The organism is Pseudomonas sp. GW821-FHT09E12, from assembly GCF_059416085.1.
In genome coordinates, this window is sequence record NZ_JBWKOM010000013.1 from 77,712 (window position 1) to 97,264 (window position 19,553).

23 protein-coding genes are annotated in these 19,553 nt (G+C 64.1%); 12 read left to right on the forward strand and 11 right to left on the reverse strand.

Annotated features, from left to right (window positions below; all coding sequences use genetic code 11):
* The first annotated feature begins 46 nt into the window (after positions 1-46).
* Complete coding sequence (locus tag AC07PQ_RS29585) at positions 47-460, forward strand: PA0061/PA0062 family lipoprotein (protein WP_493186694.1); 414 nt, start codon at positions 47-49, stop codon at positions 458-460.
* Positions 461-502: 42 nt separating this feature from the next.
* Positions 503-922, forward strand: coding sequence for a PA0061/PA0062 family lipoprotein (locus AC07PQ_RS29590; protein ID WP_007926173.1), 420 nt, complete (start codon positions 503-505; stop codon positions 920-922).
* Positions 923-926: 4 nt separating this feature from the next.
* Here the strand turns inward: AC07PQ_RS29590 and AC07PQ_RS29595 are convergent, their stop codons facing one another.
* Positions 927-1,166: a DUF1161 domain-containing protein gene (locus tag AC07PQ_RS29595; protein WP_007926174.1), complete on the reverse strand. Its 240-nt coding sequence runs from the start codon at positions 1,164-1,166 to the stop codon at positions 927-929.
* Positions 1,167-1,376: 210 nt separating this feature from the next.
* Entirely contained in the window at positions 1,377-1,808 is a 432-nt protein-coding gene (locus AC07PQ_RS29600) for an OsmC family protein (protein WP_007926175.1), read from the reverse strand.
* Positions 1,809-2,050: 242 nt separating this feature from the next.
* On the opposite strand from AC07PQ_RS29600, the gene AC07PQ_RS29605 reads away from it, so the two are divergent.
* Positions 2,051-3,052, forward strand: coding sequence for an LLM class flavin-dependent oxidoreductase (locus AC07PQ_RS29605; RefSeq protein WP_009041499.1), 1,002 nt, complete (start codon positions 2,051-2,053; stop codon positions 3,050-3,052).
* 164 nt (positions 3,053-3,216) lie between these two features.
* On the opposite strand, the gene AC07PQ_RS29610 is transcribed toward AC07PQ_RS29605, so the two are convergent.
* Positions 3,217-3,441, reverse strand: a complete 225-nt coding sequence (locus AC07PQ_RS29610) for a DUF1161 domain-containing protein (protein WP_053263232.1) — start codon at positions 3,439-3,441, stop codon at positions 3,217-3,219.
* A 128-nt stretch (positions 3,442-3,569) separates the two neighbouring features.
* Positions 3,570-3,785: a dodecin gene (locus tag AC07PQ_RS29615; protein WP_007926178.1), complete on the reverse strand. Its 216-nt coding sequence runs from the start codon at positions 3,783-3,785 to the stop codon at positions 3,570-3,572.
* A gap of 156 nt (positions 3,786-3,941) precedes the next feature.
* On the opposite strand from AC07PQ_RS29615, the gene AC07PQ_RS29620 reads away from it, so the two are divergent.
* Positions 3,942-4,268, forward strand: coding sequence for an ElaB/YgaM/YqjD family protein (locus AC07PQ_RS29620; RefSeq protein WP_007926179.1), 327 nt, complete (start codon positions 3,942-3,944; stop codon positions 4,266-4,268).
* Here the strand turns inward: AC07PQ_RS29620 and AC07PQ_RS29625 are convergent.
* A complete protein-coding gene (locus AC07PQ_RS29625; RefSeq protein WP_124337469.1) occupies positions 4,265-5,158 on the reverse strand; it encodes a LysR family transcriptional regulator in 894 nt (297 codons plus the stop codon). The genes AC07PQ_RS29620 and AC07PQ_RS29625 overlap by 4 nt on opposite strands.
* Before the next feature lie 128 nt (positions 5,159-5,286).
* Between AC07PQ_RS29625 and trpB the strand changes: the two genes are divergently transcribed.
* From trpB to AC07PQ_RS29640, 3 genes are all read left to right on the forward strand, one after another.
* A complete protein-coding gene (gene trpB, locus AC07PQ_RS29630) occupies positions 5,287-6,522 on the forward strand; it encodes a tryptophan synthase subunit beta (protein WP_009041495.1) in 1,236 nt (411 codons plus the stop codon).
* Positions 6,522-7,340, forward strand: a complete 819-nt coding sequence (gene trpA / locus AC07PQ_RS29635; RefSeq protein ID WP_007926182.1) for a tryptophan synthase subunit alpha — start codon at positions 6,522-6,524, stop codon at positions 7,338-7,340. The genes trpB and trpA overlap by 1 nt, the downstream gene beginning before the upstream one ends.
* A 114-nt stretch (positions 7,341-7,454) precedes the next feature.
* Complete coding sequence (locus AC07PQ_RS29640) at positions 7,455-7,922, forward strand: anti-virulence regulator CigR family protein (protein ID WP_053263229.1); 468 nt, start codon at positions 7,455-7,457, stop codon at positions 7,920-7,922.
* A gap of 137 nt (positions 7,923-8,059) precedes the next feature.
* Here the strand turns inward: AC07PQ_RS29640 and AC07PQ_RS29645 are convergent, their stop codons facing one another.
* Positions 8,060-8,386, reverse strand: a complete 327-nt coding sequence (locus tag AC07PQ_RS29645; RefSeq protein ID WP_009046239.1) for a DOPA 4,5-dioxygenase family protein — start codon at positions 8,384-8,386, stop codon at positions 8,060-8,062.
* Between the two features lie 80 nt (positions 8,387-8,466).
* Here AC07PQ_RS29645 and AC07PQ_RS29650 point away from each other — a divergent pair, with 80 nt between their 5' ends.
* On the forward strand, positions 8,467-9,117 hold the full coding sequence (locus tag AC07PQ_RS29650; protein WP_493186695.1) for an NAD(P)-dependent oxidoreductase: 651 nt from the start codon (positions 8,467-8,469) through the stop codon (positions 9,115-9,117).
* A 95-nt stretch (positions 9,118-9,212) separates the two neighbouring features.
* Here AC07PQ_RS29650 and AC07PQ_RS29655 read toward each other — a convergent pair whose 3' ends face one another.
* A complete protein-coding gene (locus AC07PQ_RS29655; protein ID WP_493186696.1) occupies positions 9,213-10,163 on the reverse strand; it encodes a choline sulfate utilization transcriptional regulator in 951 nt (316 codons plus the stop codon).
* 114 nt (positions 10,164-10,277) lie between these two features.
* Here AC07PQ_RS29655 and betC point away from each other — a divergent pair, with 114 nt between their 5' ends.
* From betC to AC07PQ_RS29670, 3 genes are all read left to right on the forward strand, one after another.
* A complete protein-coding gene (gene betC / locus AC07PQ_RS29660) occupies positions 10,278-11,792 on the forward strand; it encodes a choline-sulfatase (RefSeq protein WP_493186697.1) in 1,515 nt (504 codons plus the stop codon).
* A gap of 15 nt (positions 11,793-11,807) precedes the next feature.
* Positions 11,808-12,740 carry a choline ABC transporter substrate-binding protein gene (gene choX, locus AC07PQ_RS29665; protein ID WP_493186698.1) on the forward strand — a complete coding sequence of 311 codons (933 nt, stop codon included), beginning with the start codon at positions 11,808-11,810 and terminating at the stop codon, positions 12,738-12,740.
* Positions 12,741-12,921: 181 nt separating this feature from the next.
* On the forward strand, positions 12,922-14,490 hold the full coding sequence (locus AC07PQ_RS29670; RefSeq protein WP_493186699.1) for a SulP family inorganic anion transporter: 1,569 nt from the start codon (positions 12,922-12,924) through the stop codon (positions 14,488-14,490).
* Positions 14,491-14,606: 116 nt separating this feature from the next.
* Here AC07PQ_RS29670 and aroE read toward each other — a convergent pair whose 3' ends face one another.
* Together aroE and hemF are read right to left on the reverse strand one after the other, a co-directional pair.
* Entirely contained in the window at positions 14,607-15,428 is an 822-nt protein-coding gene (aroE, locus tag AC07PQ_RS29675) for a shikimate dehydrogenase (protein ID WP_007926203.1), read from the reverse strand.
* 115 nt (positions 15,429-15,543) lie between these two features.
* On the reverse strand, positions 15,544-16,461 hold the full coding sequence (hemF, locus tag AC07PQ_RS29680; protein WP_009041486.1) for an oxygen-dependent coproporphyrinogen oxidase: 918 nt from the start codon (positions 16,459-16,461) through the stop codon (positions 15,544-15,546).
* Positions 16,462-16,629: 168 nt separating this feature from the next.
* Between hemF and AC07PQ_RS29685 the strand changes: the two genes are divergently transcribed.
* Entirely contained in the window at positions 16,630-17,607 is a 978-nt protein-coding gene (locus AC07PQ_RS29685; protein ID WP_101336377.1) for an NADPH:quinone reductase, read from the forward strand.
* Between the two features lie 80 nt (positions 17,608-17,687).
* Here the strand turns inward: AC07PQ_RS29685 and tsaC are convergent, their stop codons facing one another.
* Both tsaC and dprA read right to left on the reverse strand, forming a co-directional pair.
* On the reverse strand, positions 17,688-18,245 hold the full coding sequence (tsaC, locus tag AC07PQ_RS29690; RefSeq protein WP_007926207.1) for an L-threonylcarbamoyladenylate synthase type 1 TsaC: 558 nt from the start codon (positions 18,243-18,245) through the stop codon (positions 17,688-17,690).
* A gap of 197 nt (positions 18,246-18,442) precedes the next feature.
* A complete protein-coding gene (dprA, locus tag AC07PQ_RS29695) occupies positions 18,443-19,552 on the reverse strand; it encodes a DNA-processing protein DprA (RefSeq protein ID WP_493186700.1) in 1,110 nt (369 codons plus the stop codon).
* Position 19,553: the final 1 nt, after the last annotated feature.

Sequence of the window (19,553 nt, forward strand, 5' to 3'; positions counted from 1 at the left end):
TCGAGAGTCTGCCCCCAAGACTATCTCGCCTGCCTGGAGTTTCGCTATGCGCGTGTTGCTGCTGACCACCGGACTCTTGACCTTGAGCGGCTGTGCCGGATTGCCCGCCCCCGATCCGACGCAAGCCTGGATCGACCTCGACACCCACCAGGACACCGCCCTGCAGGCGCTGGAGGTCGACGAAAAGGCCTGGGTGGACCGTCGATATTTCGAGGTCCAGCCCGGCAACCATGAGCTGAAGGTGCGCTACCAGTTCGCCGTGGAGCCCACCAACATCGGCCCGGACAGCAAACCGCTGTGGCGCGACTGCCAGCTGAATGTGAAATACAAGGACTTCAACGCCGGCCAGCGCTATCAGTTGCAGACCGGCAATATCGGCTTCCGGCCCTGGGCCAAGCTCTATGACCAGCAGCGCAATCTGGTGGGTACCGGCCAACCGGCGGGCTGCCAGCGCACCTGATCGGCGCTATGCTTGAGGCCTTTCCCCGGACGGCCCGACCTCATGCGCCAACCCTTGCTGCTGCTTGCCCTGACCGGCCTCGTTGCCTGCTCCAGCCCCCTGCCGGCGGTGGACCCGCAACAGGCCTGGGTCGATTTCGCCACCCCGACGCCGGGCGGCAAGCTGCTGATGGCCGAGCGCCTGGACAACCAGCGCCTGACCGACGGCCGCTATTTCCAGGTCACCCCGGGCAGTCATGAGTTGATGGTGCGTTTCGATTTCGAGGTGTTCAGCGGGCGCCTCGGCATGATGAACGATCCGGCCGAGCGCCTGTGCTACCTGAGCGTGCGCTACGACCATTTCGAAGCCGGCCAGCGTTACCTGCTGGAAGCCCGCTCGCTGGGTTTCACTCCCAGTGCCCGGCTGTACAACGCCAAGCGTGAGCTGCTGGCCGAAGACCATAGGGTCAACTGCGTGATCTGAACGATCAGCTGTCGTTGCGCTGATAGATGATTGCCTTGGTGCCGTTTTCACAGGTACCGACCACCATGGCCACGTCGTGCTTTTCGGCCTCCTCCTTGCTGACAATCTCCAAGGTGTAGGAGGGCACGGCGTTGGCCTGGATCTTGATTTCAATCTCTTTCTTGAGTTCTTCGCAATCCTTCGGAGCCGCCAGGGTCGAGGTGGCCAGCGCGCAACAAACAACTGCCAGGGCAAAACGTTTCATGATGTGGAGCTCCCTTTGATGCAGCGCCCATGGTCATGGGCTGAGCCTGCAGTCGTGCATTCGACCACATTTTCATGAATCGAGTTCTGACGCCGCGCATATCGGGTGCGGGAGTTTCGGCAGGAGTGCAATCGCGAGCCAGTTCGCGCCGATGGGTTCGAAGGCGTGAGCGAGCTGGCTCGCGAAGCGACAGGGCAGGTTAAAACACCGTCAGCTGAGCAGCGTCGCATCCAGGCTGATCCTGGCATTCAGCACCTTGGACACCGGGCAACCTTCCTTGGCCTTCTTGCTCAGCTCATCGAACTGCTGCTGGCTGGCGCCGGGAATCTTCGCCTTGAGGATCAGGTGCACCGCGGTGATCGCAAAACCGCCATCGACCTGGTCCAGCGTCACTTCGGCATTAGTGTCGATGCTGTCGGCCTTGAGCCCGGCCTCGCCGAGAATCATCGAGAAGGCCATGGAAAAACACCCCGCGTGCGCGGCGCCGATCAGTTCTTCCGGGTTGGTGCCCTTGCCGCCCTCGAAACGCGCCTTGAAGCCGTAAGGTGCATCGCGCAGTACCCCGGTTTCCGTGGAAATCGAGCCAATGCCGGTTTTCAGGTCGCCTTCCCAGTGAGCCGATGCTTTCTTGATGATGCTCATGTCTGTCTCCTCGAGAACGGGCGCGAAAGGCCGCGCCCTTGTGGTTTTCTGCTACTCAGGGTTCTAGAGGATAGAAGGCCCGGCGAAGTTCATCCTGTCTGAATCCGCCGTTTATCCGGACAGCGAATTCAGCCTGGCTATTGAAACTCGGGTATATGCCCACATTGCATGAGACAGGCTTACAGCATTCGGCAGGTTTTGGCTCATGACAAAGGCCTGCACATCAAAGGAGAAGCAGGTTCATGAAACCACTGTCCGACGTTAAGTTTTCCACCCTCGACCTGGTCCCCGTGCGCGAGGACGGCAGCCCGGCGCAATCGCTGCGCAATTCCCTGGACCTGGCCCGCCATGTAGAGAAATTCGGCTACACCCGCTTCTGGGTCGCCGAACACCACAACATGGACGGTATCGCCAGCTCCGCGACCTCGGTGCTGCTGGGCTATCTGGCCGGCGGCACCTCGAGCATTCGCGTCGGCTCTGGCGGCGTGATGCTGCCCAACCATGCGCCGCTGGTGATCGCCGAGCAGTTCGGCACCCTGGAAAGCCTGTACCCGGGGCGTATCGACCTGGGCCTGGGCCGCGCGCCGGGTTCGGACCAGATGACCGCCCGCGCCCTGCGCCGCGAACGTTCCGGCAGCGCCGACGACTTCCCTGAAGACGTGGCCGAACTGATGGCCTACCTCGGCCCACGCACCCCGGAACAACGGGTGATCGCGGTGCCAGGAACAGGTACCCAGGTGCCGGTGTGGTTGTTGGGCTCGAGCCTGTTCAGTGCGCAACTGGCCGGCGAGCGCGGCTTGCCTTACGCCTTCGCCTCACATTTCGCACCGCGCTACATGCACGAGGCGATTCGCGTGTACCGCAATCACTTCAAGCCTTCGGCCGTGCTCGACAAGCCTTACGTGATGCTCGGCGTGCCGCTGGTGGCGGCCGATACCGACGAACAGGCCGACTATCTGGCGACCTCGGTGTACCAGCGGATCCTCGCGCTGATGCGCGGCCAGAGCCTGGTGCAGCGCAAACCGGTGAAGAGCATGGACGGCCTGTGGCTGCCCCATGAAAAAGAGGCGGTGGGCAGCTTCCTCGGCCTGGCCATGATCGGCAGCCCGGCGAAGATCCGCGCCAAGCTCGAAGTGCTGATCGAACAGACCGGCGCCGATGAGCTGATCTTCACCTGCGACCTGTACGAGCACGCCGACCGCCTGCATTCCTACGAACTGCTGGCGCAAGTGATGAAGGGTTGAGTCTGCAATCGGGCCGAAGGGACTGGGTGATCCAGAGGCCTTGCGCGCCCTTAGGTCGCGATCGCAGCCTGCGGCAACGGCTACAGGGGCACGCCTGGCCTGGCTAAACGCCGGGCACAAAAAAGCCGACGCAGCGCGTCGGCTTTGTTCATTGCTACAAGGGCTCAGCCACGCTTGTAGACGATTTCCTTGGTACCGCCTTCGCAGGTACCGACCACTTTGCCGTCAGTCGCGCTGCCTTTTTCGACAATTTCCAGCGAATAACCCGACGCGCCTTTGGCGTCGATCTTCGCGGCGATTTCGCTTTTCAGCTCTTCGCATGGCTTGCCGGCAGCAAGGGCTGTTCCCGCGACACTCAACAACACTAAAGCCATTACCTGTTTTTTCATCGGTCACATTCCCTGGTCGAATCAAATAAGCGTCAAGCCCCGGCTTGCTCGGCATCGAGGCAGATATAGCGCTTTGCCATTCCCTATGGCAATCGGCCAGCGCACAAGTTCAACAGCCTAGCCCAGGTTCAGCTGTTGGCAATGCGGAAACCGACTTTGAGCGTGACCTGGAAATGCGCGGCCTTGCCATCCTTGATATGCCCACGGGTTTCCGTGACCTCGAACCACTCCAGGTGCTTGATGCTTTTGCTGGCTTCGGCCAGCGCATTGTTGATGGCGTCTTCGATGCTGCTAGGGGACGAACCGACCAGTTCGACTTTCTTGTAGGTGTGATGATCAGACATGGCGCGCTCTCCTTATGAGGTAGATCAAAGCCTAGCAGCGATTACCAGCAACACTGGAATAAGCCCCGGCCCATCGTCATGCAGATTTAATGCACTTTCGCCAGGCCGCGCAGTCGGACCCTACAGACCCTCAATCAACAATGCAGGAGAGCCACCATGGCCAACACTTCGTTACGCAAAGCCTCATTGGAAAGCATGGAAGCCGAGATCGAAAGTCTGCTCAAGTCCCTGGAGAGCCTCAAGGACGACGCTTCGGACGAATCACGCAAAACCCTCAAGGCGCTGAAAAGCAACGCCGAGAGCGCGCTGAGACATTCGCGTAGCCTGCTCAGCGATGCCTATGAAGAAGTCAAAGTGAAAACCCGTGAAACCGGGATCGCCACCCGCGACTACGCCCAGCAGCACCCCTGGACCACCGCCGGCGTCGCCGTGGGCGCGCTGGGCCTGCTGGCCGCTTACCTGCTGTGCAAGCGCGGCAATTAAGGCGTCTGGCGCAGCTCGTTGCTGAGCCACTGCGCCAGTTGCCGGGCACGCCCGTCCGCGGCGCGCTTGGGTAGCCACAACGCCAGTTGCCCCGGGGTTTCACAGAAGCCCCATGGGGCAACCAGGCGTCCGGCACGCAGGTCCTCGGCCACCAGCGGCTGCGGTGCGATCGCCACGCCCAGCCCGGCCACCGCGGCCTCCAGCAAATAATACAAATGCTCGAAACCCTGGCCGAACTTCAGCGCCCCGGCGTCGATGCCGTTCTGCCGTGCCCAGCTGGGCCAGGCCTGCGGGCGCGAGGTGGTCTGTAGCAACGTCTCGTTGAGCAGCGCACTGGCCGGCGCCTCGCGCAGTTGCTCGTAACGGCTGTAGCGCGGGCTGAGCACCGGGCCGATGCGCTCGCTGGCCAGCTCAAAGACCTGCATGTCCGCCGGCCACGGCGGCTCGGCGAATACCAGCAAGGCGTCCAGCCCCGGACGGCGCGGGTCGAGATCGCCTTCGCCGGCCGACAGGTGCAGGCGCAGGTCCGGCAGGTCGGCATTCAGCCGCCCCAGGCGCGGAATGAACCAGCGCGCCAGCAGGCTGCCGGAACAGCCGAGCACGAAGGGCGCATCGGCGGTGCTCTGGCTCAGCTCGGCGCAGACCGTGCGCAGGCGCTCGAAGGCATCGCTGCTGACATCGCGCAGGCGCACACCGGCATCTGTGAGTTTAAGGCCGCGCCCTTCCTTGACGAACAGGCTCACCCCAAGATGCTCTTCGAGCACCTTCAACTGGCGGCTGACCGCACCATGGGTGACGTGCAGCTGTTCGGCCGCCTGACTGACGCTGTTCAGGCGGGCGGTGGCTTCGAAGGCCCGGAGGGCGTTCAGCGGGGGCAGGTCGTGGCTCATGGAATATGTGAGTTTTCCTGACAGGTTGTGGCGATCTTATCGGTTTTCAGTCTGGGACGTCAGGGGGTAGAGTGAACGCCATTGTCTTTCCAGCATTCACCCTTTTGACGAATCACCGGGAGCGCCCCATGAACCAGACCAACCTGCGCAACGGTCCTGATGCCAACGGCCTGTTCGGCGCGTTCGGCGGCCGTTACGTCGCCGAAACCCTGATGCCGCTGATCCTCGACCTGGCCCGCGAATACGAAGCGGCCAAGGAAGATCCGGAGTTCCTCAAGGAACTGGCCTACTTCCAGCGCGACTACGTCGGCCGTCCCAGCCCGCTGTATTTCGCCGAACGCCTGACCGAGCACTGCGGCGGCGCCAAGATCTACCTCAAGCGCGAAGAGCTGAACCACACCGGCGCGCACAAGATCAACAACTGCATCGGCCAGATCCTCCTGGCGCGGCGCATGGGCAAGAAACGCATCATCGCCGAGACCGGCGCCGGCATGCACGGCGTGGCCACCGCCACCGTGGCGGCCCGTTTCGGCCTGGACTGCGTGATCTACATGGGCACCACCGACATCGAGCGCCAGCAGGCCAACGTGTTCCGCATGAAGCTGCTGGGCGCCGAAGTGATCCCGGTGGTCGCCGGCACCGGCACCCTGAAGGACGCGATGAACGAAGCCCTGCGTGACTGGGTGACCAACGTCGACAGCACCTTCTACCTGATCGGCACCGTGGCCGGTCCGCACCCTTATCCCGCCATGGTCCGCGACTTCCAGGCCGTGATCGGCAAGGAAACCCGCGAACAGCTGCAAGCCCAGGAAGGCCGCCTGCCGGACAGCCTGGTGGCGTGCATCGGTGGCGGCTCCAACGCCATGGGCCTGTTCCATCCGTTCCTCGACGACAAGAGCGTGCAAATCATCGGCGTCGAAGCCGCCGGCTACGGCATCGAGACCGGCAAGCACGCGGCCAGCCTGAACGGCGGCCTGCCTGGCGTGCTGCATGGCAACCGCACCTTCCTGCTGCAGGACGAGGATGGCCAGATCATCGACGCCCACTCGATTTCCGCCGGCCTCGACTACCCGGGCATCGGCCCTGAACACGCCTGGTTGCACGATATCGGCCGCGTCGAATACACCTCGGTGACCGACGACGAAGCCCTGGCCGCGTTCCACCAGTGCTGCCGCCTGGAAGGCATCATCCCGGCCCTGGAAAGCGCCCACGCCCTGGCCGAAGTATTCAAGCGCGCGCCGAACCTGCCCAAGGATCACCTGATGGTGGTCAACCTCTCGGGCCGCGGCGACAAAGACATGCAAACCGTGATGCACCACATGGAACACTCTCAACAAGAGCAATCCCAGCAGGAGAAACACTGATGAGCCGCCTGCAAACGCGCTTTGCCGAGCTTAAGCAACAGAACCGCGCCGCCCTGGTGACCTTCGTCACCGCCGGCGACCCGGGCTACGACGCCTCCCTGGCGATCCTCAAGGGCTTGCCGGCCGCCGGCGCCGACGTGATCGAACTGGGCATGCCCTTCACCGATCCGATGGCCGACGGCCCGGCGATCCAGCTGGCCAACATCCGCGCCCTGGAGGCCAAGCAGAACCTGGCGAAAACCCTGCAAATGGTTCGCGAGTTCCGCGCCGGCAACAACGACACGCCGCTGGTGCTGATGGGGTACTTCAACCCGATCCACCACTACGGCGTACCGCGCTTCATCGCCGAAGCCAAGGAAGCCGGGGTCGACGGCCTGATCGTGGTCGACATGCCGCCCGAGCACAACGCCGAGCTGTGCGACCCGTCCCAGGCCGCCGGCATCGACTTCATCCGCCTGACCACGCCGACCACCGACGACGCGCGCCTGCCGAAGGTGCTGAACGGCAGCTCGGGCTTCGTCTACTACGTCTCCGTGGCCGGTGTGACCGGTGCCGGTTCCGCCACCCTGGAGCACGTGGAAGAGGCGGTGACCCGCCTGCGTCGCCACACCGACCTGCCGATCAGCATCGGTTTTGGCATCCGCACCCCGGAGCAGGCCGCGGCCATCGCCCGCCTGGCTGACGGTGTGGTGGTGGGTTCGGCGCTGATCGACCAGATCGCCAATGCCAGCAGTTCCGAGCAGGCCGTGGAGGGTGTGCTGAGCCTCTGCGCCTCCCTCGCCGAAGGGGTGCGTCAAGCCCGTGTCAACCAAGGGTAAAGTTCCTGATACAGAGGAATTCGCCTCAGAGTCCACAGACTAACCAGCAAGACCAAGGGGTTCAGAACCAGGTTCTGAGCCCCTTTTTGTTGTTCGTGCTCTGAGGAAGACCCGATGAAAATGCCCAAACGCCTGATTGCCGGTCTCGGTGTGCTGATGCTCAGCGCCAGCCCGCTGCTGCACGCGGTCGCGGACCCACGTGACGACCACGACCGCGGCGGCCCGCAACCGGGTCGCTACGACAATCGAGGAGACAATCGCGGGGATAATCGGGGCGATGAACATCGCGGCCCGCAGGCCGACCGCCGTGGTGGCCCGCCTCGGGATTTCGGCCCGGTGCGCGAGACCATTCGCGACAACCACGCCTACTTCGTACGCGGCGCGCCACCGCCCCACGGCATCCATTTGGTGCGCGGCCAGCCGCTGCCCCGCGGCTACTACGGCGAACGCCTGGACAACCGCGCCCTGGCGCACCTGCCGTACTACCCGGGTTATGAATGGCGGCGCATGGGCGCCGATATCGTGCTGATCGCGGTAGGCACGGGGATCGTCTACGAGATCCTCGATGGCGTGTTGTATTGATCACGCCATGATGTAGGAGCACAGCTTGCGTGCGAAGGAGACGATGCAGCCCCCCGGACCGCATCAGCGTTCATCGCGGGCAAGTCGGATCGCCGCCCGCTCGCTCCTACGGGAAACAAGCTTGCTCGCGAAAAAACTCAAAAAATCGACAGGTCCAGCGGCCGGATCGCCCCCATCCAGACCGCATGCTCCGTGTGATCCTTCAGGTCGTCGCCGGTATCGGGGTGCAGGAATACCACCAGCCCGTTGCGATTGAGCGCCAGCCACGGCAACACCTCGCCCAGGTATTGCGGCTCGAACGCCAGCTGGCAGCTCCAGTCCGGGTGCGGGCCGACCGGCCGTTCATGCACCCGCCCCATCTTCAACGGAAACAATTGCGCCGCCTGCTCGCACAGGGCCCGCGCCTGGTCGATGGTGCTGGCGTCGAAATAGACATGGGCGTGATAGCCCTTGATGCGTTGCATGGAACCTCTCATGACAAAGTCGAACCCTGGCGACAGCCCACAGGTCATAACCTTACCAGTGTAAAGAAACGAGCCGCGCCATGAAAAATGCCGAAACCCCGGTGGTCAAACTGGTGCTCTACGGTGCCATGAGCAGCCTGGGCAGCGCGCTGATGGCGGAATTCCTGCGACGCCAGTATGAAGTCATCGCCATTCTCGACGACCTGACGGCCCTCGCCCCCCTTCCCGGTTTGCGCACCAAATGCGGTGACCTGTTCGATGCCGAACGGGTCAGGCAAAGCGTGGCCGGAGGCGACGTGGTGGCCTGCCTGCTGGATGCTCCGGGGCTGCCCATGGGCCTTGAACAGCAGGAAAACCTGCTGCTCGAACCCCGGGAGCAACTTCGCGCGGTCGAAGCGCTGATCGCTGGCATGCAGGCCGCGGGCGTCCGGCGCCTGTTCCTGGTGGGGCATTTCGAGGTGCTGGACCAGCCGGAGATGGAAGGCTACCCACACCGCCAGACGGCCGAAGCCATCCTCGACGCGCTGCAAGGCAACACCTTGCGCTGGACCCTGGTGAATGCACCGCAAAGCACGCCCGGGCTGACCCTGGAGCATTTCAGCCAGCCCGCCGGCAGCCTCCCGCCGAAGCTGGACGAGCCAGTGCAGCGACTCGCCCGGGTGGCTGCCGGCATTGCCGATGAACAGCAGCTGAACCTGCACGTGGGCGAACATGTGAACTTCGTATGTTGAATCCTTATCGCGAGCAAGCTCGCTCCTACAGAAGGTTATGCGATCCCATGTAGGAGCGAGCTTGCTCGCGATGGCTTCCACGCCAACCCCAAACCTCAGATGGCAATCGACGGCAGGCCCAGCCCGGTCAAAGATTGCGCACTGTCGGCCTGCTCGGCCATCAGCCAGTCGAAAAACCGCTGGATCAGCGCCCCGCGACGTTTGCGCTGGGGCAGGACCACGTAATAGCCGTAGCGGGAGATCAGCGTTTCGCTGATCGGTCGGCACAACAGACCTTGCGCCAGCAAGTTATCCACAAGGTGGCGCCAGCCAATGCCCACGCCCTGGCCACCGATCGCCGCCTGGATCAGCAGGGTGTAGTTGTCGAAACGCAGCTGCCCCGGCGCCGGCGGGGTGGCGATCCCCAATTCGCGGAACACGCCGCTCCAGTCGAACCAGTGGCTGCTGTTTTCCCCCTTCAAATGCAGCAGCGGAAACTCCAGCAGCGACTGGGCGCCGAGAGGCAGCGGCCGCTCCTTGAGCAAGAGCGGGCTGCACACCGGAAACACTTCCTCATTGAACAGCCAATGGCTTTCACCCTGCTTGAAACGCCCATCGCCAAACAGCACGGCAACGTCGATATCGGTGCGCAGCATGTTGTGGCTGCGCTCGCTGGTGACCAGGCTCACATCCACCTGTGGATTGGCGGCGTGGAAGCGATGCAGGCGCGGCATCAGCCAGTAGGCGGCGAAGGCGAAATCGGTGGCCACCTGCAACACCTCGTGCTGGTGCTGGGCAGTGATGGCGCTCAGGCCGCTGTCGATGCTCTGCAAGCCAGCCTGCACCTGTTCGAACAACTGGCTGCCGGCCTCGGTCAGTTCGATGCCCCGGTAGATGCGGTCGAACAGCCGGGTACCGAGCTGGTCCTCCAGCCGCTTGATCTGCTGGCTGATAGCCGGTTGGGTGGTGCCCAGCTCCACCGCCGCCGCGGTAAAGCTGCGCTGGCGCGCCGCCACCTCGAAGACGCGGAACAGGTCCAGGGATAGATCGCCAAGCGCTTCATACATAAGCTGTGCTTATCCTAGTCATTGCCGTACAGGGGCTTTACCGTGAAAGCCACGGGTTACATCCTCGATCGCAGCACTTTCGCATAACTGCCCACTATGGAATGCCGCGAATACATGAAGCGCAAGAACATTCTTTTCATCATGGCCGATCAAATGGCCGCGCCAATGTTGCCGTTCTACGGTCAATCGCCCATCAAGCTGCCGCATCTGAGCCGTCTCGCCGCCCAGGGCGTGGTATTCGACGCCGCCTACTGCAACAGCCCGTTGTGCGCGCCCTCGCGTTTCACCCTGGTCAGCGGCCAGTTGCCGAGCAAGATCGGCGCCTATGACAACGCCGCCGACTTCCCCGCCGACGTCCCGACCTACGCCCATTACCTGCGCCGCCTGGGCTACCGCACCGCGCTGTCAGGCAAGATGCATTTCTGCGGCCCGGACCAACTGCACGGCTACGAAGAACGCCTGACCAGCGATATCTACCCGGCCGACTATGGCTGGGCGGTGAACTGGGACGAACCGGACGTGCGCCCGAGCTGGTACCACAACATGTCCTCGGTACTGCAGGCCGGGCCATGCGTGCGCACCAACCAGCTGGATTTCGACGAAGAGGTGGTGTTCAAGGCCCGCCAGTACCTGTTCGATCACGTTCGCGAAGACGGCGACCAACCGTTCTGCCTGACCGTGTCGATGACCCACCCGCACGACCCGTACACCATTCCCAAGGCCTTCTGGGACCTGTACCGCGACGAAGATATTCCGCTGCCACAGACCCCGGCCCAGGACGCGCTCGACCCGCACTCCCAGCGCCTGCTCAAGGTTTATGACCTGTGGGACAAGCCGCTGCCTGTGGATAAGATCCGCGATGCGCGTCGTGCCTATTTCGGTGCGTGCAGCTATATCGACAGCAACGTCGGCAAACTCCTGGAAACCCTGGAGGAAACCGGGCTGAGCGACGACACCATCATTGTCTTCTCCGGCGACCACGGCGACATGCTCGGCGAGCGCGGCCTCTGGTACAAAATGCATTGGTTCGAAATGGCCGCGCGGGTGCCGCTGCTGGTCAGCGCGCCGGGGCAGTTCGCCGCCGGCCGGGTAAGCCAGGCGGTCTCGACCGCCGACCTGCTGCCGACCCTGGTGGAACTGGCCGGAGGCCAACTGCAACCTGGCCTGGCGCTGGATGGCCGCTCCCTGGTGCCGCACCTGCAAGGGCAGGGCGGGCATGACGAAGTCTTCGGCGAGTACATGGCCGAAGGCACCATCAGCCCGCTGATGATGATTCGCCGCGGCCGCTACAAGTTCATCTACAGCGAAGACGACCCGTGCCTGCTGTTCGATGTGGCCAACGACCCGCGCGAGCAGGAAGAACTCAGCCAATCGCCGCAACATCGCCCGCTATTCGAGGATTTTCTCCGCGAGGCGCGGGCCAAGTGGGATATCCCGGCCATCCATCAACAGGTACTCGCCAGCCAGCGCCGCCGTCGCTTCGTCGCGGGCGCCTTGAGCCTCGGCAAACTGAAGAGCTGGGACCACCAGCCACTGGTCGACGCCAGTGCGCAATACATGCGCAACCACATCGACCTCGACGATCTGGAGCGCAAGGCTCGTTATCCACAACCCTGCCAAAACCAATAACGTAAGGGGAAGAGCATGCAAAGGTTATCCACAGCAGTGACGGCCGTGCTTCTGGCGCTGGGCAGTGTTTCGGTCCCGGCCCTGGCCTGGGCCGAACAGGGTTGCGAGACGGTGAAGATGGCCGACCCGGGCTGGAGCGACATCGCCGCCACCAACGCCATCGCCGGTTTCCTGCTGGACGGCATGGGCTACAAGGCCAAGATCGACACCCTGGCGGTACCGATCACCTTCGGCGGGCTCAAGGACGGCCAGGTGGATGTGTTCCTGGGCAACTGGATGCCGGCGCAGCAGGGCTTCTACGACAAGTTCGTGGCCAATGACGAGGTCATCCAGCTGGCGAAGAACCTGGACGGCACCGAGTTCACCCTGGCGGTGCCGGATTATGTCTGGGACGCCGGCGTGCATGACTTCAACGACCTGAATAAGTATGCAGACAAGTTCGATAAGAAGCTCTACGGCATCGGCTCCGGGGCCCCGGCCAACCTGTCGTTGCAGGAGATCATCAAGAAGAACGACTTCGACCTTGGCCAGTGGAAACTGATCGAGTCCAGCGAACAGGCGATGCTCGCCGAAGTCTCGCGGGCGGTGAAACGGCAGAAGTTCGTCACCTTCCTCGGCTGGACCCCGCACCCGATGAACGTGCAGCTGAAAATGCATTACCTCAAGGGCGGCGAGAAGTACTTCGGCGACACCGGCAGCGTCTACACCCTGACCCGCAAGGGGTATGCACAGGCCTGCCCGAACGTCGGCAAACTGCTGAGCAACCTGAGCTTCACCCAGGAAATGGAGAACAGCATCATGGCCGAGGTGGCCAACAAGAAGGTCAGCAACTTTGACGCAGCCAAGGCCTGGATCAAGGCCAATCCGGCAGTGCTGGGCAAGTGGCTGGACGGAGTGAAGACCCTCGACGGCAAGGATGCGCTGCCGGCGGTGCAGGCCAAGCTGTAATACCCATGGTAGGAGCGAGGCTTGCCCGCGATGGGCTACGCAGTAGCCCCAAAAACCTGTGCACGCGGTCCATCTGGAAAACCGAGTCGCCGGCATCGCGAGCAAGCTTCGCTCCTACAGGTAAGCTTGCCGGCAATGCTTTACCCTGACGCCTTTCGCCCCATCCCGACCGCGAGGACCCATGGCCTGGCCCAATCGCCATTCACTCTTGCCCTTCCTGAGCTGGCTGCCCCGGCAGACCCGCGCCAGCGTCGGGCGCGACCTGCTGGTGGGCCTGAGCGGCGCCATCCTCGCGCTGCCGCAATCGATCGCCTATGCCCTGATCGCCGGCCTGCCACCGGAATACGGCCTGTATGCCGCCGTCGTCCCGGTGCTGATCGCTTGCCTGTGGGGTTCTTCCTGGCACCTGATCTGTGGCCCGACCGCGGCGATTTCCATCGTCCTCTACGCCAGCGTCAGCCCCCTGGCGGTGCCGGCGTCCCAGGACTACATCACCCTGATTCTGCTGCTGACCTTGCTCGCCGGCCTGTTCCAGTGGCTGCTGGGGTTGTTGCGCTTCGGTGCGCTGGTGAACTTCGTGTCCCATTCGGTGGTGCTCGGCTTCACCCTCGGCGCCGCGGTGGTGATCGCCCTGGGGCAGTTGCCCAACCTGCTGGGCCTGGACTTGCCGAGCGAAGCCACCGCGCTGAACAGCCTGACCTCGCTGTTCACCCATCTCGATGCCGTGGATAAACCCTCGCTGATCCTCGGCCTGGGCACGCTGGTCGTCGGCCTGGCCCTGAAGCTGCTGGTGCCGCGCTGGCCCTCGCTGCTGATCAGCCTGATCCTCAGTGCTCTGGTGGTGTGGCTGTGGCCGGCGCTGTTCGGCCAGGTAAAACTGGTCAGCGCCTTTACCGGCCGGCTGCCGCCGTTCAGCCCGCTGCCGCTGGACCTGGACATGATCCTGCGCCTGCTGCCCAGCGCCGTGGCGGTGGGCATGCTGGGGCTGGTGACCAGCCTGTCGATCGCCCGCTCGCTGTCGGCACGCTCCGAACAGTTGCTCGATGCCAACCAGGAAGTCCGCGCCCAGGGCCTGTCGAATATCGTCGGCGCGTTTTTCTCCGGCTATCTGTCGTCCGGCTCTTTTACCCGCTCCGGCCTGAGCTACGAGGCCGGCGCCTGTTCGCCGCTGGCCGGAGTGTTCTCAGCATTGTGGGTGGCCCTGTTCGCCGTGGCCGGCGCGGCACTGATCGCGCACATCCCGATCCCGGCCATGGCCGGGAGCATTCTGCTGATCTGCTGGGGCCTGGTGGACCACCGCGGCATTCGCGCGCTGTTCCGGGTCAGCCGCGCCGAGTTCGTGGTGATGGGCCTGACCTGTGTCGCCACCTTGCTGTTGGAGTTGCAGACGGCGATCTACGCCGGGGTCCTGGCGTCGCTGTTCTTCTACCTCAAGCGCACCTCGCAACCGCGCGTGCAGCACGGACGCGAAGGCGACGAGGACATCCTGCGGGTCGGCGGCTCGATCTTTTTCGGCGCCAGCCATTACCTGCAAGTGCGCATGCAACGCTGCCATGCGCCGCGCCTGGTGATCGACGCCCGGCAGATCAACTTCATCGACTATTCCGGGGTGGCCATGCTGCACCAGGAAGCCCGCCGCCTGCTGCGGCAGAACCGCAGCCTGACCTTGCGTCGCGCGCGGGCCTCGGTGATCGAAGAGTTGAGAAAGCTCGAAGGCGTGGAGAAATGCCCGATCCGGTTTGAGGATTGATTGCCGGTTGCAGCGCGGTTATAGCGGCGAAGCGTTCGCGGGCAAGCCTCGCTCCTACGCAAGCAAGCGTTTCTGTAGGAGCGAGGCTTGCCCGCGATCAACGATGACGCGATCTGTCAGAGCGCCAGCTGGCGCCGCAGCTCCGCCAGCACCGGCGCGGTGTCCGGACGCACGCCGCGCCACAGGAAGAAGGCTTCCGCCGCCTGCTCGGCGAGCATGCCCAGGCCATCCATGGAAATCGCCGCACCGTATTGGCTGGCCCAGCGACAGAAGGCGGTCGGCTCCTTGCCATACATCATGTCGTAGCACACCGTCTGGCCCGGCTCGATCAGGCTGGCGGCGATCGGCGGCACGTCGCCGGTGAGGCTGGCCGAGGTGGCGTTGATGATCAGGTCCACCGGCTCGCGCAACCAGTCGAAACCACTGGCCGACACCGGCCCCAGGTCGCTGAACAGCTCGGCCAGCAGCTCGGCCTTTTCCACCGTGCGGTTGGCGATGATCACCGATGCCGGCTGCTCCGCCAGCAGCGGCTCCAGCGCGCCACGCACCGCACCGCCGGCCCCCAGCAGCAGAATGCGTTTGCCCTTGAGGCTGAAGCCGGCGTTGACCGTCAGGTCGCGCACCAGGCCGGCGCCGTCGGTGTTGTCGCCCAACAGGCTGCCATCGGCGAGCTTGCTCAAGGTATTCACCGCGCCGGCGCGCTGGGCGCGGGCAGTCAGGCTGTCGGCCAGGCGGTAGGCCTCCTCCTTGAACGGCACCGTGACATTGGCGCCACGCCCGTCCACGAAGAACCCGCGGGCACAGCCGGCGAAATCGTCGAGGGGCGCCAGCAAGGTGGTGTAGACCAGCCGCTGCGCCGTCTGCTCGGCGAACAGCCGATGAATCAGCGGCGATTTGCTGTGGCCGATCGGGTTACCAAAAACGACGTACTGATCCATCCAATAAAACCCTCATGCACATCCCTGTAAGGAACCAGCTTGCTGGCGACAGGGACGCTGCGCTGTTCTGTTCAATCGCATTATCGTCCAGCGCCGGCCAGCCGGCTGCAACGCTTTACGCCGAGCCCGCCAGCCAGTCGCGGTCTTGCAGGAAGTATTCGGTCAGGCGCGCTTCTTCGCTGCCCGGCTCGGCTTTCCAGTCGTAGCCCCAGCGCACCTGCGGCGGCAGGGACATGAGGATCGACTCGGTACGCCCGCCCGATTGCAGGCCGAACAGGGTGCCTCGATCGTAGACCAGGTTGAACTCGACATAACGGCCGCGACGGTATTCCTGGAACTCGCGCTGCTTCTCGGTATAGCCCAGGGCCTTGCGGCGCTGGACGATCGGCAGGTAGGCCTCGAGGTAGGCGTCGCCGATGGCGCGCATGAAGGCGAAGCTGGTGTCGAAGTCCCACTCGTTGAGGTCGTCGAAGAACAGGCCGCCGATGCCGCGCGGTTCATTGCGATGCTTGATGTGGAAGTAGCTGTCGCACCAGGCCTTGTAGCGCGGGTAGACGTCCGGGCCGAAGGGCGCGCAGGCCTTTTGTGCGACGCGGTGCCAGTGCACGCAGTCTTCCTCGTTGGCGTAGTAGGGGGTCAGGTCGAAACCGCCGCCGAACCACCAGACCGGCTCTTCGCCTGCCTTTTCGGCGATGAAGAACCGTACGTTGGCATGGGAAGTCGGCACATGCGGGTTGTGCGGGTGGATCACCAGCGACACGCCCAGTGCCTCGAAACCACGACCGGCCAGTTCCGGCCGGTGGGCGCTGGCGGACGGCGGCAAGCCGCTGCCGAACACGTGGGAGAAGTTGACGCCGCCTTTCTCGATCACTGTGCCGTCGGCAATCACCCGGGTGCGCCCGCCACCGCCGGCCGGTCGGGTCCAGGCGTCTTCGACGAAGCGCGTACCGCCGTCTTCGGCTTCCAGGGCGGCGCAAATACGGTCTTGCAGGTCGAGCAGGTAGGCTTTTACGGCCTCGGTGCGGGTAGTCATGGCATCACCTTGAATCGGGCAAAGCTACGCGGCGCCAGGGATACAGCGGGGGGCCTGCGCAAATGGGCGCGTAGCATAACACCGCACAGGGGCCGGCCGCAGTTGACGGCGGTCAAGCATAGGAGTCCGATAAGGCACTTTCGCGACACGACCGAGGAGAGAGTGCAGATGGCCAAACGTATCCAGTTCCGGGCCCATGGCGGCCCGGAAGTGCTTGAGTATGTGGATTACCAACCCGCCGAACCGGGCCCGCAACAGGTCCGCGTGAGTAACAAGGCCATCGGCCTGAACTTCATCGACACCTACTACCGCAGCGGCCTCTACGCGCCACCGGCCTTGCCATCAGGCCTGGGCGCCGAAGGGGCCGGGGTGGTCGAGGCGGTGGGCAGCGCCGTGACCCGCTTCAAGGTCGGCGATCGCGTGGCCTATGGCAGCGGCCCGCTGGGTGCCTACAGCGAAGTGCATGTACTGCCCGCGGACAACCTGGTGCACCTGCCGGACAGCATCAGCTTCGAACAGGCGGCCGGGGTGATGCTCAAGGGCCTGACTGTGCAGTACCTCCTGCGCCAGACCTACGAGCTCAAGGGCGGCGAGACCGTGCTGTTCCACGCCGCCGCCGGCGGGGTCGGGCTGCTCGCCTGCCAGTGGGCCAAGGCCCTGGGGGTGAAGCTGATCGGTACCGTCAGCTCGCCGCAGAAAGCCGCGCTGGCGAAATCCCTCGGTGCCTGGGAAACCATCGACTACAGCCATGAAGACGTGGCCAAGCGCGTGCTGGAGCTGACCGACGGCAAGAAATGCCCGGTGGTCTACGACGGCGTGGGCAAGGACACCTGGCTGACTTCGCTGGACTGCCTGCAGCCACGGGGCCTGATGGTCAGCTTCGGCAATGCCTCGGGAGCAGTGGAGGGGGTCAACCTGGGCATCCTGGCGGCCAAGGGCTCGCTGTACGTCACCCGTCCGACCCTGGGCACCTACGCCAACAACGCCGAGAACCTGCAGGCCATGGCCGACGACCTGTTCGCCATGATCGCCAGCGGCAAGCTGAAGATCGAGATCGGCCAGCGTTATCCGCTGGCGGAAGCGGCGAAGGCGCAGACCGAGCTGTCGGCGCGACGCACGACGGGTTCGACCATTCTGTTGCCTTGAAATACTTCGCGGGCAAGCCTCGCTCCTACGGATGTGGGTCGTAGGAGCGAGGCTTGCCCGCGATAAACGACGACGCGGTGTCAGGCCGGACGCACGATCTTGCCGGTCACCAGGTCGCGGATCAGGCTCGGGTTCTTGCGCCCGCCCAGGCTGCCGCCCAGAACCATGTCCAACTGCCCGCGGAAATACTGCTCGACGCGAATCCGCGTGCGGGCCGCAGGGCGCCCCTGGGGGTTGGCCGAGGTGGAAATCAGCGGCCCCACCAAGGCGCACAACTCACGCACCAGTGGATGATCGCTGACTCGCAGGGCCACGGTGTCGTGGACCCCGGTGACCCATTCCGGCAACAGATTCTGATGGGGTACCAGCCAGGTGTTCGGGCCCGGCCAGGTGCTGGCCATGCGATCGAGCCATTCCTGGGGAAAATCCTCGAAGAGAAAATCGAACTGGCGGATGTTGTCGGCGATCAGGATCAGGCCCTTGTCCACGGAGCGCGACTTGATGGCCAGCAACCGGTCCACCGCCTCTTCGTTCCACGGGTCGCAACCCAACCCCCAGACTGCTTCGGTTGGATAGGCAATCACCGCCCCTGCGCGAATTTCTCGTGCGGCTTGTTGCACACGCCAACTGCTGACCATTGCTGACTCTCCGGATTAAGGCTGTGCGCAGTTTACCGATCCTGCCTATAAAGCCTAGGGTCTGTACGAAAAGTCGGCGAGCGAAGGTCAGGCAAGGCAAAAACAGGCGAGGAAGCGGAGTTTAGGGGCCTAAATGAGCATTCCGAGCCTGTTTTTAACGCAGCATGGCCGAGCGCAGCCACTTTTCGTACAGAGCCTTAGCCTTTTGCCCGGGCAAACCAGCAACCGCCTTCACACGTCGCATGGCCCTCCAGCTCCAGTTCGGTGAGCGCCGCCAGCACCCTGGGCAGGCTCCAGCCACTGGTCTGCACCAGGCCCTCGCTGGTCTGCGGCGCGGCATGCAACAGCGCCAGCAACGGGTGAGCGGGCGCGGCTGTTGGCGGGGCCGTGGATAACGGCAGCCGTTGCCAGCCACGCAGGGCTTCGAGGATATGTTCGATGGTTTCCACCAGCACCGCGCCATCGCGAATCAGCTGATGACAACCCCGGGCTCCCGGATGATGGATCGACCCGGGTATCGCATACACCTCGCGGCCTTGCTCGGCGGCGAGCCGGGCGGTGATCAGCGAACCGCTGGCGACGCTGGCCTCCACCACCAGCACGCCAAGGGACAGGCCGCTGATGATCCGGTTGCGCCGGGGAAAGTGGCTGGCGTGGGGCCGGGTCTCCAGCGGGAACTCGGAAACCAGCGCGCTGCCCTGGGCGATCATGGCATCGGCCAGGCGCCGGTTGCGCTGTGGATAAAATTTTTCCAGGCCGGTGCCGAGCACGCCGACAGTCTGCCCGCCGACCTCCAGGGCGGCCTGGTGCGCCGCGCCATCGATCCCCAGTGCCAGGCCGCTGGTGATGACAAAACCGGCCGCGGCCAGGCTGCGGGAAAAGGCCGCGGCGGTGTCCATCCCGGGCCGCGAAGCACGACGGCTGCCGACCACCGCCAACTGCGGTTTTTCCAGGATGCGTGGGTCGCCGGCAACAAACAGCAGCGGCGGCGCATCGGCAATTTCATTCAACAGCGGCGGGTAGTCAGGCTGGTCCCACATCAGTAAATGCTGGCCCGGACGCTCCAGCCAAGCCAATGCATGGCTGGCGCCATCACGCACTTCGGCATTGCGCCGGGCCTCGGCCGCGCTCGCCGGCAGGCCCAGCGCGCGCCAGGCACTGGCCGGTGCGCTGATGGCCTTGGAGGCCGAACCGAAGGCTTCGAGAAGCAGCTGAAAACGCTTCGGGCCGAGGTCGGGCAAGCGGTGCAAACGTAGGCGGGCTTCCAGTTCCGCGGGGGAAACCGGAGCCTGGACAGACAGTGACATG

Excerpts from the sequence above, each read along its gene's own strand:
- AC07PQ_RS29685 (WP_101336377.1), top strand. The coding sequence starts at position 16,630 with ATGGCCAAACGTATCCAGTTCCGGGCCCATGGCGGCCCGGAAGTGCTT.
- AC07PQ_RS29655 (WP_493186696.1), bottom strand. The coding sequence starts at position 10,163 with ATGTATGAAGCGCTTGGCGATCTATCCCTGGACCTGTTCCGCGTCTTC.
- choX (WP_493186698.1), top strand. The coding sequence starts at position 11,808 with ATGCAAAGGTTATCCACAGCAGTGACGGCCGTGCTTCTGGCGCTGGGC.
- AC07PQ_RS29625 (WP_124337469.1), bottom strand. The coding sequence starts at position 5,158 with ATGAGCCACGACCTGCCCCCGCTGAACGCCCTCCGGGCCTTCGAAGCC.
- AC07PQ_RS29640 (WP_053263229.1), top strand. The coding sequence starts at position 7,455 with ATGAAAATGCCCAAACGCCTGATTGCCGGTCTCGGTGTGCTGATGCTC.
- AC07PQ_RS29610 (WP_053263232.1), bottom strand. The coding sequence starts at position 3,441 with ATGAAAAAACAGGTAATGGCTTTAGTGTTGTTGAGTGTCGCGGGAACA.
- AC07PQ_RS29620 (WP_007926179.1), top strand. The coding sequence starts at position 3,942 with ATGGCCAACACTTCGTTACGCAAAGCCTCATTGGAAAGCATGGAAGCC.
- AC07PQ_RS29600 (WP_007926175.1), bottom strand. The coding sequence starts at position 1,808 with ATGAGCATCATCAAGAAAGCATCGGCTCACTGGGAAGGCGACCTGAAA.
- AC07PQ_RS29650 (WP_493186695.1), top strand. The coding sequence starts at position 8,467 with ATGAAAAATGCCGAAACCCCGGTGGTCAAACTGGTGCTCTACGGTGCC.
- hemF (WP_009041486.1), bottom strand. The coding sequence starts at position 16,461 with ATGACTACCCGCACCGAGGCCGTAAAAGCCTACCTGCTCGACCTGCAA.
- trpA (WP_007926182.1), top strand. The coding sequence starts at position 6,522 with ATGAGCCGCCTGCAAACGCGCTTTGCCGAGCTTAAGCAACAGAACCGC.
- AC07PQ_RS29645 (WP_009046239.1), bottom strand. The coding sequence starts at position 8,386 with ATGCAACGCATCAAGGGCTATCACGCCCATGTCTATTTCGACGCCAGC.
- aroE (WP_007926203.1), bottom strand. The coding sequence starts at position 15,428 with ATGGATCAGTACGTCGTTTTTGGTAACCCGATCGGCCACAGCAAATCG.
- trpB (WP_009041495.1), top strand. The coding sequence starts at position 5,287 with ATGAACCAGACCAACCTGCGCAACGGTCCTGATGCCAACGGCCTGTTC.
- AC07PQ_RS29595 (WP_007926174.1), bottom strand. The coding sequence starts at position 1,166 with ATGAAACGTTTTGCCCTGGCAGTTGTTTGTTGCGCGCTGGCCACCTCG.
- tsaC (WP_007926207.1), bottom strand. The coding sequence starts at position 18,245 with ATGGTCAGCAGTTGGCGTGTGCAACAAGCCGCACGAGAAATTCGCGCA.
- dprA (WP_493186700.1), bottom strand. The coding sequence starts at position 19,552 with ATGTCACTGTCTGTCCAGGCTCCGGTTTCCCCCGCGGAACTGGAAGCC.
- AC07PQ_RS29615 (WP_007926178.1), bottom strand. The coding sequence starts at position 3,785 with ATGTCTGATCATCACACCTACAAGAAAGTCGAACTGGTCGGTTCGTCC.
- AC07PQ_RS29605 (WP_009041499.1), top strand. The coding sequence starts at position 2,051 with ATGAAACCACTGTCCGACGTTAAGTTTTCCACCCTCGACCTGGTCCCC.
- AC07PQ_RS29585 (WP_493186694.1), top strand. The coding sequence starts at position 47 with ATGCGCGTGTTGCTGCTGACCACCGGACTCTTGACCTTGAGCGGCTGT.
- AC07PQ_RS29590 (WP_007926173.1), top strand. The coding sequence starts at position 503 with ATGCGCCAACCCTTGCTGCTGCTTGCCCTGACCGGCCTCGTTGCCTGC.
- AC07PQ_RS29670 (WP_493186699.1), top strand. The coding sequence starts at position 12,922 with ATGGCCTGGCCCAATCGCCATTCACTCTTGCCCTTCCTGAGCTGGCTG.
- betC (WP_493186697.1), top strand. The coding sequence starts at position 10,278 with ATGAAGCGCAAGAACATTCTTTTCATCATGGCCGATCAAATGGCCGCG.